The organism is Geovibrio ferrireducens, from assembly GCF_026226615.1.
In the GTDB taxonomy this organism is placed as follows: domain Bacteria; phylum Chrysiogenota; class Deferribacteres; order Deferribacterales; family Geovibrionaceae; genus Geovibrio; species Geovibrio ferrireducens.
Genome location: NZ_JAJAPB010000004.1, coordinates 215,327 through 229,486 on the forward strand (window position 1 = coordinate 215,327; position 14,160 = coordinate 229,486).

The following is a 14,160-nucleotide window of genomic DNA, read 5'->3' on the forward strand; positions in this document are numbered from 1 at the left end:
TTAATCCTGTCCTATCTTAAGAACTGCGAGGAAGGCCTCCTGCGGAATCTCCACATTGCCAACCTGCTTCATACGTTTTTTACCTGCCTTCTGTTTTTCAAGAAGCTTGCGTTTACGGCTTATATCGCCGCCGTAGCATTTTGCGATAACGTTTTTCCTGAACGCCTTGACTGTTGAGCGGGCAAGGATTTTGTTCCCTATCGCAGCCTGAATAGCTATATCGAACATCTGCCTGTGGATAACCTCTTTCAGCTTCTCCACCAGATCACGCCCCTTGTAGAAAGAATGATCCCTGTGGACTATGATGCTCAGTGCGTCCACTGCCTCGCCGTTTATAAGTATATCAAGCTTAACAAGGTTTGCCTGTCTGTAACCTGCAAACTCATAGTCGAAGGAGGCGTAGCCTCTGGAAATCGATTTAAGCTTATCGTAAAAGTCCATGACAACTTCGCCGAGGGGGAGTTCATACTCCAGAATTACCCTGCCCTGCGTGAGGTAGCGCATATTCTTCTGAGTGCCTCGTTTTGAAACCATCAGCTGGATTATCCCGCCCACATACGTCTCAGGCAGAATAACGGTCGCCGCTATTATAGGCTCCTCTATGAAATCTATCTCAGAAGGTTCGGGCAGATCCGCAGGGTTGTCCACCTCTATCATCTCTCCGTTTGTCTTCATCACCTTGAAAACAACCGTGGGGGCTGTGGTAACCAGATCAAGGTTGAACTCGCGCTCAAGCCTTTCCTGAATGATCTCCATATGGAGCAGACCGAGGAAGCCGCAGCGGAAGCCGAAGCCAAGAGCAACAGAGCTCTCAGCTTCATAGGTGATGGAGCTGTCGTTCAGCCTCAGCTTATCCAGAGCGTCACGCACATCCTCAAAATCTGCCGAATCCACAGGGTAAAGGCCACAGAACACCACCGGCTTTACAGTTTTGAAGCCGGGAAAGGGCTCCTTAGTGGGGTTGTGTGCCAGAGTAACTGTGTCCCCGATGTTTACATCATTTATATCCTTTATGGCTGCGGTGAAGAAACCCACCTCACCCACTGAAAGGTCATTAACCATAAGTGGTTTCGGAGTGAACACCCCTACCTTGTCTATAAGGTAGTGCTGGTTTGTGGACATAAACTTTATTTTATCGCCCGCTTTCACTGTGCCGTCAATTATCCTGATAAGCACCACGACACCCTGATAGCTGTCGTACCATGAGTCGAATATCATGGCCTTCAGCGGGGCGTTTTCATCCCCTTTGGGGATGGGAATGCGCCTGACCACAGCTTCAAGGATCTCCTTGATCCCTATGCCATCCTTAGCGCTGGACAGCACTGCATCACTGGCATCTATCCCCACTATATCCTCAACCTCCTTTTTGACCCTTTCAGGGTCAGCGCTGGGGAGGTCTATCTTGTTCAGCACGGGGATAAGCTCAAGATCCTGATCTATCGCCATATAGGCGTTAGCGATGGTCTGCGCCTCCACACCCTGTGCCGCATCCACCACAAGCAGGCCGCCGTCGCATGCGGCAAGGCTTCTGGATACCTCATATGTGAAATCCACATGCCCCGGAGTGTCGATCAGGTTAAGCTGGTATGTTATGCCGTCATCGGCTTTATAAAAGAGACGCACGGTCTGCGCCTTGATTGTAATTCCGCGCTCACGCTCAATGTCCATGCTGTCCAGAACCTGTTCCTTCATGTTCCTCTTGTCAAGACCGCCGGTGAACTCAATGAGACGGTCGGCAATGGTGGACTTGCCGTGGTCAATGTGGGCTACAATGCTGAAATTGCGTATAAGCTCTTTTTTCATCTAAACCTTTTATATGGGTATTTTTAATTTCTTATTCAAAGTCGGAAAAATTTCCCGTCCGAGCAGGCAGGATTTGTTCCGCCGGGGCTGCATCTTTAAATGAAAGCAGAACACACCTTCATTCAAACGAATATGTTCATACTACAAAACTGTGCAAATGTAAAAAATTATCTGACGAGGGTGTTAAGCGAAAACAGCGGATCCATTATCGAAATCACGATGAATCCGATTATCACACCTATGAACATTATAAACAGAGGCTCGATAATTGATACGAACCTTGATGTGAGTTCCTCTGACTTTTTGCCGAAGAATGAGCTTACCCTTTCGAGGAGCTCGGCGACATTTCCGGACTGCTCCCCTGTTGTGGCAGCCGCTTCAAAAAGCTCAGTAAAACCGCCGACCCTTTTGACCGCATCCGAGAACCTGTCCCCGGAACGCACTTTATCCGCCACAGCGTCCACCTTGGCAGTGAAAGCCCTGTTCCAAGAAACCTTGGCAGCGTTATCCAGAGCCTCGGTAAGCGGAAGCCCCTCACTGACCTGAAACGCCACTACATGGGCAAAGCGGGCGATGAGCACATGGTTTATAAACTGGATTTCAAGCAGTCTTGAATCCACCTTCATTCTGAATTTAATGTTGTTGCGGTAATACCAGCGCACGCCGACGGCAGCGGCCAGTATCAGTATGAATATGAAAATACCGTACGACTGGAGCACGGAGGAGATGGCTATCAGCGCCTTGGTGCTTCCCGGAATGTCCGACCCTGCGGCAGCGAAGATCCCCTCAAGCTTGGGGACGACATAACTGAGCAGGAAGCCCACAACACCCAAGCCCATTATGAGAACCGCCATAGGATACATGAGCGCGCTGGTGAGCTTGCCTTTCACCTTTTTCTTTTCCTCTTCAAAACGGGCAATATCCATGAGGACTTCGGGCAGCCTGCCCACCTCTTCCGCCGTTCTGATGAGGTTTATGTACATTTCCTCAAAAGTGTCCGGATATTTTGCGAGGGCATCGGAAAATCTTTTACCTTCCGAAACTGTTCCCGCAACATCCATGACCACATTGCGCATGCGCCCCCTTGCGGAGGAGCCTGCCATTACTTTCAGGGCATGAACAAGGGCAATGCCGCTTTTAAGCAGCAGGGAAAGCTGGAAGAAAATATCAGGCACGGCGCCTTTGCCGCTGAAAAGCTGGAATGACGAGAGAAAGCCCTTTTTATCGCGCACTGAACGGATTTCTGAAACAAGAACCCCTTCCGCCATGAGCCTCGCCACGGCGGAGTTTTTCGTGTCCCCTTCCAGAACGCCTTTGACCTTCTTTCCGCTTTTGTTTACGCCCGTGTATGTGAAAGTAGGCATTAATCAATCCTTGTTACAGCGATAAGCTCCCACGGAGTGGTGACCCCTTCCTTAACCAGACTGTAGCCGTAGTCAAACATGCGCTGGTAGCCGTGCTTCTTGGCCTCCTTCATCAGGTCGGTGGATGAGGCGCGGTCATTGATCATTTTGCGGAGCGGGTCATTCACGGTCATAATTTCAAATATACCTGTACGGCCTTTATAGCCTGTGTTGAAGCACTGGTCACAGCCTTTGCCCATATAGTGCTTAGGCAGTTTGAAGCCCTCTGCCGCGAAGTAGTTTTTAACATAGTCGTCAGACTCAACCTCGGTTTTGCAGTTGGGGCATATTTTACGCACAAGCCTCTGCCCCATGGTGCAGAGGAGTGATGACGAAATAAGGAACGGCTCCACATTCATATCTATGAGCCTGGCAACAGCCGTAGGCGCATCGTTAGTGTGGAGAGTTGAGAGCACAAGGTGTCCCGTGAGAGAGGCCTGAACAGCGGCCTGCGCCGTCTCCTCATCCCTGATCTCGCCCACGAGTATAATGTCCGGGTCCTGACGGAGGAAGGAGCGGATAGCATTGGCGAATGTTATATTAACCGCCGGGTTCACCTGAACCTGTGTTATCTTCTCCATCTGGTATTCCACCGGATCTTCTATTGTGACTATGTTGGTGTCATCTGAAACAAGCTCAAGGAGCGAGGCATAAAGCGTTGTGGTTTTACCGGAACCGGTGGGTCCGGTGACAAGTATAATCCCGTTGGGGCGTTTGAGGGCAGACCTGTAAATTTCCAGATTATGTCCGCTCATGCCGACTTTTTCAAGGGTGGCCATGCTTTTTGAACGCTCAAGGATACGGAGAACGGCCTTCTCGCCGGTAACGGAAGGGACGGTGGAAACGCGCACGTCAATGGTGCGGTTGCCTATTTTCATGTTTATCCTGCCGTCCTGCGGTTTCCTTGTTTCTGCAACGTCAAGGGATGAAATAACCTTTATACGTGCAATCACGGAATCCTGCATTTTTTTAGGGAACTGGCGGATTGTGCTGAGCTTGCCGTCCACCCTGAAACGCACCGCAAAGGCGTTGTCCTTGCCTTCGAAGTGAATGTCGCTGGCTCCGTTCTTAACAGCCTGAATCATAAGCTGGTTAACCAGCTTGATGATGGGCGCATCGTCATATGACGCGGAGAGAATGTTCCCCTCAGCGTCCTCCAGAATTTCTTCCGCACTGCCGTATTCCTCGCCGCTGACATCACCGCCGAGGGTTTCGAGAATCTCGAATATCTTCTCTTTCTCGGAAGATACCAGCTTTGCGTTCACGCCGAGGTGAAATGTAAGGAAGCGGGCTTTTGCAAGTCCGGAGCTTCCGCTGTATAAAAGAGACACTTCGTCTTCGCCGCCCGCAACGGGCACAAAGTCGCTTCTGTCTGGAAATTTAAGGTAATGCTCAAGTACCTTTTCGTAGGCTGTCATTTAAAGCTCTTATCTATTGTTTTCTTCGATTCGTTTTTAAAGTCTACTGATTCCTGTCTTTTCCTTTCGGAAAGCTCTTCTGCTTCTTCATGGCTGCTTATAATCTGCGCGTTAATAAACACCATGAGGTTTGTTTTCTCATAAGACTTGCTGGTGTTTTTAAACAGCCATCCGATAAGCGGAATCTTTGAGAGTCCGGGAACTGCGGAACGGTCTTCCGAGGAGTCGTCCTTCATGAGGCCGCTGATAACCACCATTGAGCCATCTTTCAGCTTAACCTTCGTTTTGGTGTTACGAGTGAGTGTAACAGGCTGAGTGGAATCAAAGGTTGCAGAACTTACCTTCTTGACTTCCTGCTCTATGGAGAGAGTAACATAGTCGTTAGCGGATATCTGGGGCTGAATTTTCAGCTTAACACCCACATCACGGTAGTCATAAGACTGTACGGGGTTGTTGTTGGAGTCATATTTTGTACTTGTGAGGAAGGGCCTGTTCTCACCGGCAAAGATTTCCGCCTCTTCATTATCAAGAGTAAGTATCTGCGGGTTTGAGAGAATATTCACGCCGGATGCTGATTTGATGGCATTCACAAGGAGGCTGAGAGAGGGAAAACTCACTCCGTCATACTTGATGATGTCTCCAAGAATACCCAAGTTGAAGCCGCCCGCCAGTGAAGGAGTGTTGCCGTCGCCGAGCACAGCACTCTGAAAGCTGTTGAGTCCGCCGTTGTCATTGACGAAACCCACAGTGCCCACGCCGTTCTTGCCGCCCAAAGCTGTCTGCCACTCAACACCGAACTTGTTGCCGCTGTCCAGAGTGGTTTCTATAATAAGCGCTTCCACATAAACCTGTCTTCTGGGTATGTCGAGCTTTTCGATCAGCCCTTCAACCTTCTGGTAAAGCTCCTGATCACCCACAACTATTATGGAGTTAGTAGCCTTGTCCGCCGCAACCTGAGACTTCACTACAGCCTGAGTTTTTGCGTCTGTAACAGAGGAGAGGAGCTTGTTCATCACTTTTTCCACATCCTCCGCGTTGGCATTGTTGAGATAAAAAACTTTGGGCTGGCTATGGGCTGACGAAGCTGAACTGTCAACCTGATTTATGATGTAGTTTATTCTTTCAAAGTCGCCTTCTTTGGCCGCGATTACAAGCACGTTGGAATAGTCATCCGCGACTATTACCGGGTCGGCGGCGGTCATGAAGTTTTTCTGGAGCTCCGCATAAAGTTTGGAGACGATTTTCTCCACATTTGAGGCAAGTCCGTTTTTGATCACTATGCTTTTTACAGTGTATCCGGCAGCCTCTCTCTCAAGGGTGTCGAGAATGCTCATAATTTTCTGGATGCGGTCTGCCGAATCACGGATAACTATGGCGTTCATCCCCACCAGTATATCTGCGTTGCCGCTTCTGGAACTGAGGTTTTTGAGCACTGAAACAAGCATGCGCACATTGAAGTTTTTCGGGGAAACAACGGTGGTGAGAAACCCGTTCTCCTTGCCGGTCATGTTGTTTATGTAATTGTCGCCGTAGAACTTCACATCACCGCTTTTTACAATCTGGATGTAGCGCTGTTTGTCAACAGCAGTAAGCCCGTTCAGTTCGAGCGTGGCGTAGAAGATGTCCATAACGTCCTTGGAGTTCATCTTCATTCCGGTCTGAACCGTAACCTGTCCCCTCAGATCGTTTTCATCGTAGACAAAGTTTTTCCCGGTAAATTCTGCCGTGAATTTAACAAAGTCCTTCATGGACATATTATTGAAGTTCACATCGTACTGCGCATACGAATTAAAGGAGACTAATAATAAAACTATAACTATAAAACGCTTCATCTCACACCTAATTTATTTCCACGAATATTGTTTTTTTCTGTCCTGCTCTTTCCAGATCCAGAGTCACCGCTGAAACATTTTCAACTGAGCTCAGCATGCTGAAAAGGACTTCGGGGCTTTTCAGCTCCTCCCCGTTTATACGCATAATAGCATCGCCGTTTTTAAGCCCCAGACTGCGCAGCACCGAATCCTTCGTCATGCGGGAGAGACGGAAGCCCACTATATGCCCTTCTTTTTCATAGGGGCGCATAAGAACCGACTTTATTATGTTGTTTATATCTCCGAGGTTGGTTACGAAATCAGCGCGGGTCATGCTGACTTTTTCTGTGGGGGTCATGTCCCCCGGTTCGGCATCGTCCCCTGATTCATCCCCTGCGGGAGCAGCGCCCGGCTGGGAGGACTGGAGAACGGAGCCTGCGCTGTAAAGCTCAAGCTTTGTCTTACCCGTGGCGGTAACAACAGTTCCGCTGGTTTTATCAAGGCTTTCAAGCTTCACGCCGGAGAAGGTTTCACCGACGGCAAGGAGCACCTTTTCGCCGTCCAGATCAAAAAAAGCGTAGGACTTATGACGGTGACCTAAAAGTATGCCGATCAGTTTTATATTTCTTGGAGGAGGGGCGGTTATGATTTCTCCGCTCTCCGTGACGAGTGTTTCAGAGGAAGGTGCGGCTGATGCGGTTTTGAGGGAAAAGATGTTCTTTTCAGTAATAATTGCAATATCCGCAGTTTTCACTGCCGCGGATTTTTTGCCGCCCAGCTTAATCCCCTCCATCACAGTCGGGGTGTGTTTGTATGAGATAAACCCCGTAATCAGCCATGCAAAGGAAAAAGCCGCAAGAACCGGATAAATAAACCATGGAATCTTTATAGTATTCATGAGAATAGAAATAGCATGAATAAAGGAAAAATCAAATTAAAATCAGGGACAGCGGAGGTAATATTTACACTATCATCACATTGAGATTGTAAAAGGAATGGCAGAGCACGCAGGGCAGCACTGACCTGTATTCCGTGTACAGACACCCGAACACCACGGAAGGGAAAAACACCGGAAAAGCCTGTGCCGGCCCGCTCCCCCAGAGGTGAAAAACAGCAAACAGCACGGAAACTGCGATATTCGCCGCGGAAACAGAATAAAAAGACGGCCATTTACGCCTTTCAAGCCACTCCTGAACCACTCCCCTGAAAAAGAGCTCCTCCGCCAGCGGCGCAAGGATCAGATACCTGAACACCAGCGAGGAGTCAAAAACCACGCTCCTTCCGAAAAACAGTATTCTCAGGGAGAAATAAAGACTGCCCAGAACAAAAGCGGCAAGAAGAATGAGATGTTTTCTGTCCATACCGGAAAAAATACCACGTAAGGGAGAAAAAAACAAACCTTTGCATCCGCCGGATGTCATCAGATTAAGGGAAATATATATGATTTGATGATTTCATGTATTAACTGTTGTGCAGGCGGGTCATGTTGTCTTATAATCCCTGCAAAATTTATTTCATGGAGCAGATATGATGAACAGCAAAGGTTTCACTATCATCGAAGTGCTGGTGGTTATCGTTATCCTCGGCCTTCTTGCCACTTTCATGGTCCCTAAAATAATGGGCAAGCCTGATGAGGCGAGGGTAGCCAAGGCAAAGAACGATATACTTGCCATTGAATCCGCTCTTAAGATGTACAAGCTTGACAACGGCTACTACCCCACCACAGAGCAGGGGCTTGAGTCCCTTATTCAGGCGCCCACAATTGAGCCCATCCCCAAAAACTACCGCAAAGGCGGCTATCTGGACACTTCCAAAAAGCCCCTTGACCCGTGGGATCGCGACTTCATCTACAGAAGCCCCGGCGAAAACGACAGAGACTATGAAATAATCTCCCTCGGAGCCGACGGTGTGGAAGGCGGGGAAGACTTCAACTCAGACATCAAGAGCTATGAAATAAGATAATGTCTGCCAGAGGCTTTACTCTTGTAGAACTTATTATTGTTCTCCTTATCATCGGCATAGGCTTTATGACTGTAGCCCCTGTCATGATTGAAAAAGCCACGGGAGAACCGGAAGAAACAGCCTTTTTGAATGATCTGCTCAGGAAAACCGCGGATGAGGCGGCGGAACTGGGCAGAGCCCTTCCCATACTGGGGGTGAAAGGTTCAAACTCTCTTTTTCTCCATGGCGGTGAAACAGTTAAAATCCCCGGCATATCAGGTGTTCTTTCAGCCAGAATCAATGACGAGGAACAGTCCGGACTTGACTATGTGATCATGGTTTACCCCAAGGGAATCTGCGATCATTTTCTTTTACGGGTATCAGACACGGAAATCATAGAATCAATCCCACTCCTGATGCAGACGAGGCTGAAATGAAAAAAGGCTTCACCCTCCTTGAGCTTCTTATAGCAATGGTTGTCCTTTCCATCGGCATGATGGGCATTTTCACCCTTGTCAGGCAATCGCTGGATATGAACGACTACGCCAAGAGGAAGCTTGATCTGCTGGGCAGAGGGTACGAAAGAGTGATACTCACACTGGCGGAGCGCAAAACCCTTGAAGAGATAATAAGCGACAACGGCACAACATACACCTATAAGCTGGAAAAGAAGGACACCGGACTGGCCGGCATCAAAGCCTGCGAGCTGAGAGTGTCTGACGGAACAGCGGAGATGACTCTGTTTTATTATGAAAGATAACAAAGGCTTTACACTGGCGGAATTAATAATTGCGGTTGCTCTGGCCGGGATAGTGCTCACCGGAGCATACGCAATATTCAATACAATAATCACCTCGCGGGATGTCTCCGTCAGGGCTGGGGACGCAGTGACTGTAAACGCGAAGCTTGCCTCTCTGCTCTCTGCCGATTTCAGACAGGCGGTGAGAAATACCGCTGAAATACAGTCTCTGAGCGACAGGGTGGCTCTCAGGCTGCTTACCCACAACTCCCTCTATTTTCAGGGGGCAATGCCTGTGGAAGTTCTTTACTATATTGAAGACAAATACCTGTTCAGGGAGGAGAAACTGCCGCTCATGGACTTTGAGCAGAGGATGCAGATCCTTCCCGATGCGGACAATTTCACCGTGCTTTTCTATGAAGCGGGCGAATACCACGACAGAACTATCCTCGGAACAAACATGATAAAAGTTAAGCTCAATACATCAGGCATACAGGTTGAGGCAATTGCAGGAAGCTACCACCAGAACGCAATGTTCAACTCACTGGGGATAGGCGAATGAACAATAAGGGGAGCGTTCTTGTTTTCGTGCTTATATTTGTCGCCTTCACCATCGGCATAGTGACCTTTATGCATCAGCGGGCGGGCAACTCTCTGGCGGACAGCGCAGGGCTCCAGTTTGAATATCAGTCATCTATTTATGCCATGTCAGCCATAGAAGCCATAAGGGAAGTTCTTGAGGATGATGACAATAATTACGACTATGACGGGGAATCATGGGCGATTATACCCCCTTTTCCCGTTCCCATGGGGTTCATATCCATCACAGTAACCCCCACCAACGGCCGCATACCGCTGAACATGATGGACGGGGACAACAAATCCGCCGCCTACGTGACCGGATGCAGGAACACGCTGAAAGAGCTTGAGCTTCAGGAATCGATCTGCTCCGTCATAAAAGACTGGATAGACACCGATGGCGAGGTTTCAGACCTGGGTGAAGAAAATGTAGACTATAATATTGACGGAAAAACCTACTCCACCAAAAACGGCTCGCTGGAAACCCTCAGGGAACTCAGCTTCATAAACGGAGCCAAGGATCATTATGATGTGCTTGCCCAGCACTTCACCAATCAGGGGGACGGCAAGCTGAACCTGAACTTCGTGACCAAGGAAGCGCTCATCGGGCTGGTTCCGGGAATTGCCTCATACGCGGACAGCATAATAGAGTACAGAACGAAAAACACATACAAAGACGTGTCAAATATAATGAACGCAGCAAGCATTCCGCAGGATATATACAATACGTCGCTGGACTATCTCACGGTAAAAAGTTCTTTATTTTATGTAAAGACTGAAGTAAGTTTGAATGACAAGTCCCGTTTTTACCATGTACTTCTGGAAAGAAACGGTTCGCGCACATCCGTAGTGAAATATATAGAAGGGAACGATGGCATCTTCTTCTGACAAAAATTTATTTATTAAAAACAACAGGCTTTACAATGTTGAAAACGGGCGGGCGGATTTCCCTGCCAGCACCGAACAGACCGGAGCTTACACGCTTTTTCTGGATGATTCGATGTTCTTTTATCTGTCCATGGATCTCCCCTCATCAAACAGGAAAAAGGCCAAAGGGTTCATAAACAACTATCTGAGCACACTTTTCCCTGAATACATGACGGAAAATTTCGGATTTGTTCTCCATGGCGGCTCGGCGCTTATCTACCTCCCCACGGGAGAATTTGCATCATTTGTTGCGGAAAACCTTCCGCTGCTTAAGAAAGCTTCGAAGATAACAACCCCTTTCATAGAAATGTTCGTGAGGGAAGCCTCATTTGACTACTCTGACGGAAACAAGTGCTACTCTGTTTCCGGCGGCGAGATACACCAGCTTTTTGATGAACCTGAAGACGCATACACGGCGGAAAAGGTTCTGAACAGGGTAATTCCTGCAAAAATCTCCATGAGCATTAAAGGAGTGGAGAAGGAATCCTTCATCCCCTCAGCGTTTAAGGTTCCGGCGATTGTTCTAGCAGTGTGTTACCTTGTTTTCATAGGCGGGGAATACCTGCGGCTCAAGGGATATGCTTCCGCACTCAAACTCAGGGAAAATAAGCTGCAGGAGCTTTACACCCTCGGAGGAGTCAGCGGCTCTAACGACCCTTACGGCACACTGCTTTTCAAAGCCAGAGGCGGCAGGGAAACATCTCAGGGAATAAGCATTCTCAATGTTTTTGAAACACTGAGCAAAGCTGCTGACAAAGGCAAAATAAAGCTGGAAGACGTAACAGTCAGGGACACTACGATAAACTGTACCGGAACCTCAACAGATTTTCAGGCTGTTGAGGAGTTCAAACAGAAGCTTCAGGAAGCCGGAGCCCAGAGGGTTAATATAGAAGACACAAACAAACAGGGTGAAATAATCAAATTTTCAGTGAGGTTCGGCTTATGAACATAAAAGTGGATCAGGCACTGAAAGAAAAAATACTCATATGGTTCGTTGCGTTCTTCGCCGTGTTTTTTCTCTTTTACTGGACACATATGCTGTTCGCTTCCAGAGCAAACTCATATACCCAGCGCCAGAAATCATACACTGAGCAGATAGCCAAAACAGCCGAACTCATATCGGAAGTATCAAGCGGCGCCAACTCCACCAAAAGGGTTGAGAGCGGGCTTCTCTCATTCATACAGAACACTGCGGCAAGAACAGGTATCGCAGGACGCATTCTCGACCTTAAGCCCGTTTCCAATGCATCCGGCGCTGAGGTTGTTTCACTGCGTATTCAGGCGCTTAATCTTAACGAGCTCAACTCTTTTCTTGGTCTTGTGGAGGGCTACCAGAACCTGACAATCAAAAACTTCTCACTTAAAAAGAGATTTGATGACCCCACACTGGCAGATATAACACTGGAGCTTGTGAAAAACAGATGATAAGAAATATTTTAATAAATGCGGCAATATTCGTTGGATGCTCTGTTCTTTTCCTGTTTGTATTCTTTCCCTATGCAAAAGTGCTTGAATTTTATGCGGAAAAGGCCGCGGCAAAAGCAAATGTGACCCTTTCAATCGGTTCTGCGGACGCAGGGCCTTTCGGAGCGGAACTCGCCTCCATAAAACTCAGCGAATTCACCGCGGACAAGCTGGTGCTCGGCTATACCCCCCTCTCCGTCTTAACGCATTCAGTCTCTGCCAAAATCAACTCAGAGATCATCACAGGCGAAGCAAGCCACAGCGGCGGCGAAGTTAAGGCAAAGGCTATGATTGAGCTTGATAAAATACCGCAGATAACGGAAAGCGGCATGGGCGGCGAAGTGGCATTTGATCTGGCTGTCAAGGACTGGAAGGGAGCCGGGAAAATCTCCGCACCCAAACTCATCATCCCTTCCGAACTGGGGCCCATTACCTTTAACGATGTAACAGGTGACCTGCTGATTGAAAAACAGATGATAGGCATAAGCAACCTTACATCACAGGGCGCAGCAAAAATTAAGCTCAACGGCAATATCAGAATAAATCAGGTGAACGCAGGCAAAAGCGTAATCGCACTCACGGGAACTCTGGGTGTGGCAGGAATGAACAAACGGATAACCATCACAGGAACTGTTATGGAGCCCAGAATAACCGTCAATTAACAGCCGGGGCGGGCTCTGTCCCCTGCTCCGTCTCTTCCGGTGTCTTCGGCATAAAGAAGTAATACACCCCGCCCTCATGCTCTCTTTTCAGCATAATGTGATTTGCCGAGGAATTAACCTCTTCTGCAAAATCCAGAAGAACGTTTTCTTCATTGTCAACAATCTTGCCGTGTCTGAGTTCTTTCGGGACGCAGTTGTCAGGGAAGCCTTTCATTTCCAGAGTGACATTGTTCTCGGTGCAGTATTTCCTTCCGTCAAAATCCGTATAGCAGACTCTTCTGCCGGCAGAGCAGAATTTCAACTCATCGCGGTTTATGAAAATCTCTTTGTTAAACGAATCCTCAGTTGAGAGCGCCGTCAATGCACCGTCTTCAAGGTGCAGGGTAAAGCCGTCCGCCACGGCTGCTTTTTCCGAAGGCAGACCGCTGTATATTCCGGCTCTCACGAACCTGCCGCCGCAGTAAGCATCAGCACTGCCGGAAACCGCCACACAGTCAGTCATATTATCCGCAGGAAAGTCCAGTATCTCAGGAGCACCGCCCCTGTTGACATCCTGATAGTTTATGCTGTAAAACCTGTCCCTTCCGTAGCCGTTGAGCCTTCCTCCCGCTATATACGGCGATGAGAAGTCCACAGGCAGCGGGCTGAGCCCGGTGAAGCGTCTCTGAGCAAAATCGAGGGTTACTAACTTCTCATCAAGGATAAATACTGCAAATCCGTCATCCAGAAAAACATCACGTATGGTTTCCTTAAGCTGGCCGGATATTACCTCGTCATTGGAATCTATGCGGTACACCCTGAACGATCTGCCTTCTGCAAAAGCAAAATACGGAGGATAAAAAGCAGGCTTGCCCGGTTTGTTGTTTGTGCCCGTCACCTCAGCGCAGGAGGACAGGCTGAAAATGCTTATGCCTTTCTCATTCTCAGCAAGCAGGAAGCCGCCTTTAAGTTTTATTGATGTGTAATTATCGGAAATAAGGGAGGGGCACTCAGAGGTGGAGATATTGACAGAAGTATCTGTAAGGACAGCAATAAGCCCGTCTTCATAGACAAAGTCCCTTACATTCTGCGCGATTACCCCTGATGTTTTTTTTTATCAAAGCTCACAAGCGCACCGAGAAGCAAGCCGCTCTGAGGCATTGCCGCTTCAAACTCCGCCGTGCTGTCGGATGCGTGAAGCTCCGCCTTAAGCTCCTGAATGTAGCTGCTGCCTGTGAAGAGATTTTTCTGAGTTACAGCAGCCTGCTGTACGGGTGCGGCGGTTGTGCAGGAGATGACAAGAGCAAGTGAGGGGATGACTAGTTTCAGGAATCTGATTATCCAGCCGGGGCAGCATAGTTTCGAAAATACTTCCGTTTCCAGCGCCTTACGTTCATCAAAAGTGAGTTCGCAGTCTCTTCTTTCCACCTAAAT

General features: G+C 48.4%; 16 protein-coding genes. 8 read left to right on the forward strand and 8 right to left on the reverse strand.

Annotated features, from left to right (window positions below; translation table 11 throughout):
• From lepA to mrtJ, 6 genes are all read right to left on the reverse strand, one after another.
• Positions 1-1,803, reverse strand: a complete 1,803-nt coding sequence (lepA, locus tag OSQ85_RS06295) for a translation elongation factor 4 (protein WP_265821990.1) — start codon at positions 1,801-1,803, stop codon at positions 1-3.
• A gap of 167 nt (positions 1,804-1,970) precedes the next feature.
• Positions 1,971-3,167 (reverse strand): type II secretion system F family protein, encoded by a 1,197-nt coding sequence (locus OSQ85_RS06300; protein WP_265821991.1) that lies wholly within the window; start codon positions 3,165-3,167, stop codon positions 1,971-1,973.
• Positions 3,167-4,624 carry a GspE/PulE family protein gene (locus OSQ85_RS06305; RefSeq protein ID WP_265821992.1) on the reverse strand — a complete coding sequence of 486 codons (1,458 nt, stop codon included), beginning with the start codon at positions 4,622-4,624 and terminating at the stop codon, positions 3,167-3,169. The genes OSQ85_RS06300 and OSQ85_RS06305 overlap by 1 nt, the downstream gene beginning before the upstream one ends.
• Positions 4,621-6,456 carry a type II secretion system secretin GspD gene (gene gspD / locus OSQ85_RS06310; protein ID WP_265821993.1) on the reverse strand — a complete coding sequence of 612 codons (1,836 nt, stop codon included), beginning with the start codon at positions 6,454-6,456 and terminating at the stop codon, positions 4,621-4,623. Before gspD ends, OSQ85_RS06305 begins: the two co-directional genes overlap by 4 nt.
• Before the next feature lie 7 nt (positions 6,457-6,463).
• Positions 6,464-7,333 (reverse strand): hypothetical protein, encoded by an 870-nt coding sequence (locus tag OSQ85_RS06315; protein WP_265821994.1) that lies wholly within the window; start codon positions 7,331-7,333, stop codon positions 6,464-6,466.
• Positions 7,334-7,397: 64 nt separating this feature from the next.
• On the reverse strand, positions 7,398-7,796 hold the full coding sequence (gene mrtJ / locus OSQ85_RS06320; RefSeq protein ID WP_265821995.1) for a JDVT-CTERM system glutamic-type intramembrane protease MrtJ: 399 nt from the start codon (positions 7,794-7,796) through the stop codon (positions 7,398-7,400).
• A gap of 166 nt (positions 7,797-7,962) precedes the next feature.
• Here mrtJ and gspG point away from each other — a divergent pair, with 166 nt between their 5' ends.
• The 8 genes from gspG to OSQ85_RS06360 are packed head-to-tail and all read left to right on the forward strand — an operon-like array spanning position 7,963 to position 12,747.
• Complete coding sequence (gene gspG / locus OSQ85_RS06325; RefSeq protein WP_265821996.1) at positions 7,963-8,397, forward strand: type II secretion system major pseudopilin GspG; 435 nt, start codon at positions 7,963-7,965, stop codon at positions 8,395-8,397.
• Positions 8,397-8,813 carry a prepilin-type N-terminal cleavage/methylation domain-containing protein gene (locus OSQ85_RS06330; RefSeq protein ID WP_265821997.1) on the forward strand — a complete coding sequence of 139 codons (417 nt, stop codon included), beginning with the start codon at positions 8,397-8,399 and terminating at the stop codon, positions 8,811-8,813. The genes gspG and OSQ85_RS06330 overlap by 1 nt, the downstream gene beginning before the upstream one ends.
• On the forward strand, positions 8,810-9,136 hold the full coding sequence (locus tag OSQ85_RS06335) for a type IV pilus modification PilV family protein (protein WP_265821998.1): 327 nt from the start codon (positions 8,810-8,812) through the stop codon (positions 9,134-9,136). The genes OSQ85_RS06330 and OSQ85_RS06335 overlap by 4 nt, the downstream gene beginning before the upstream one ends.
• Positions 9,126-9,677: a PulJ/GspJ family protein gene (locus OSQ85_RS06340; RefSeq protein WP_265821999.1), complete on the forward strand. Its 552-nt coding sequence runs from the start codon at positions 9,126-9,128 to the stop codon at positions 9,675-9,677. Before OSQ85_RS06335 ends, OSQ85_RS06340 begins: the two co-directional genes overlap by 11 nt.
• Positions 9,674-10,582, forward strand: coding sequence for a type II secretion system minor pseudopilin (locus OSQ85_RS06345; protein ID WP_265822000.1), 909 nt, complete (start codon positions 9,674-9,676; stop codon positions 10,580-10,582). The genes OSQ85_RS06340 and OSQ85_RS06345 overlap by 4 nt, the downstream gene beginning before the upstream one ends.
• Positions 10,566-11,567 (forward strand): hypothetical protein, encoded by a 1,002-nt coding sequence (locus OSQ85_RS06350; protein WP_265822001.1) that lies wholly within the window; start codon positions 10,566-10,568, stop codon positions 11,565-11,567. The genes OSQ85_RS06345 and OSQ85_RS06350 overlap by 17 nt, the downstream gene beginning before the upstream one ends.
• Entirely contained in the window at positions 11,564-12,046 is a 483-nt protein-coding gene (locus OSQ85_RS06355; RefSeq protein ID WP_265822002.1) for a hypothetical protein, read from the forward strand. The genes OSQ85_RS06350 and OSQ85_RS06355 overlap by 4 nt, the downstream gene beginning before the upstream one ends.
• The gene (locus OSQ85_RS06360; protein ID WP_265822003.1) at positions 12,043-12,747 is read left to right on the forward strand and encodes a hypothetical protein; all 705 of its coding nucleotides are present in this window, start codon (positions 12,043-12,045) and stop codon (positions 12,745-12,747) included. The genes OSQ85_RS06355 and OSQ85_RS06360 overlap by 4 nt, the downstream gene beginning before the upstream one ends.
• Here OSQ85_RS06360 and OSQ85_RS06365 read toward each other — a convergent pair.
• Positions 12,740-13,624 (reverse strand): hypothetical protein, encoded by an 885-nt coding sequence (locus OSQ85_RS06365; RefSeq protein ID WP_265822004.1) that lies wholly within the window; start codon positions 13,622-13,624, stop codon positions 12,740-12,742. The two genes, OSQ85_RS06360 and OSQ85_RS06365, sit on opposite strands and share 8 nt — an antisense overlap.
• Positions 13,625-13,821: 197 nt before the next feature.
• Entirely contained in the window at positions 13,822-14,154 is a 333-nt protein-coding gene (locus OSQ85_RS06370; protein ID WP_265822005.1) for a hypothetical protein, read from the reverse strand.
• Positions 14,155-14,160 lie beyond the last annotated feature (6 nt).

Excerpts from the sequence above, each read along its gene's own strand:
- OSQ85_RS06315 (WP_265821994.1), bottom strand. The coding sequence starts at position 7,333 with ATGAATACTATAAAGATTCCATGGTTTATTTATCCGGTTCTTGCGGCT.
- gspD (WP_265821993.1), bottom strand. The coding sequence starts at position 6,456 with ATGAAGCGTTTTATAGTTATAGTTTTATTATTAGTCTCCTTTAATTCG.
- gspG (WP_265821996.1), top strand. The coding sequence starts at position 7,963 with ATGATGAACAGCAAAGGTTTCACTATCATCGAAGTGCTGGTGGTTATC.
- OSQ85_RS06335 (WP_265821998.1), top strand. The coding sequence starts at position 8,810 with ATGAAAAAAGGCTTCACCCTCCTTGAGCTTCTTATAGCAATGGTTGTC.
- OSQ85_RS06350 (WP_265822001.1), top strand. The coding sequence starts at position 10,566 with ATGGCATCTTCTTCTGACAAAAATTTATTTATTAAAAACAACAGGCTT.
- lepA (WP_265821990.1), bottom strand. The coding sequence starts at position 1,803 with ATGAAAAAAGAGCTTATACGCAATTTCAGCATTGTAGCCCACATTGAC.
- mrtJ (WP_265821995.1), bottom strand. The coding sequence starts at position 7,796 with ATGGACAGAAAACATCTCATTCTTCTTGCCGCTTTTGTTCTGGGCAGT.
- OSQ85_RS06340 (WP_265821999.1), top strand. The coding sequence starts at position 9,126 with ATGAAAGATAACAAAGGCTTTACACTGGCGGAATTAATAATTGCGGTT.
- OSQ85_RS06305 (WP_265821992.1), bottom strand. The coding sequence starts at position 4,624 with ATGACAGCCTACGAAAAGGTACTTGAGCATTACCTTAAATTTCCAGAC.
- OSQ85_RS06345 (WP_265822000.1), top strand. The coding sequence starts at position 9,674 with ATGAACAATAAGGGGAGCGTTCTTGTTTTCGTGCTTATATTTGTCGCC.
- OSQ85_RS06355 (WP_265822002.1), top strand. The coding sequence starts at position 11,564 with ATGAACATAAAAGTGGATCAGGCACTGAAAGAAAAAATACTCATATGG.
- OSQ85_RS06300 (WP_265821991.1), bottom strand. The coding sequence starts at position 3,167 with ATGCCTACTTTCACATACACGGGCGTAAACAAAAGCGGAAAGAAGGTC.
- OSQ85_RS06360 (WP_265822003.1), top strand. The coding sequence starts at position 12,043 with ATGATAAGAAATATTTTAATAAATGCGGCAATATTCGTTGGATGCTCT.
- OSQ85_RS06330 (WP_265821997.1), top strand. The coding sequence starts at position 8,397 with ATGTCTGCCAGAGGCTTTACTCTTGTAGAACTTATTATTGTTCTCCTT.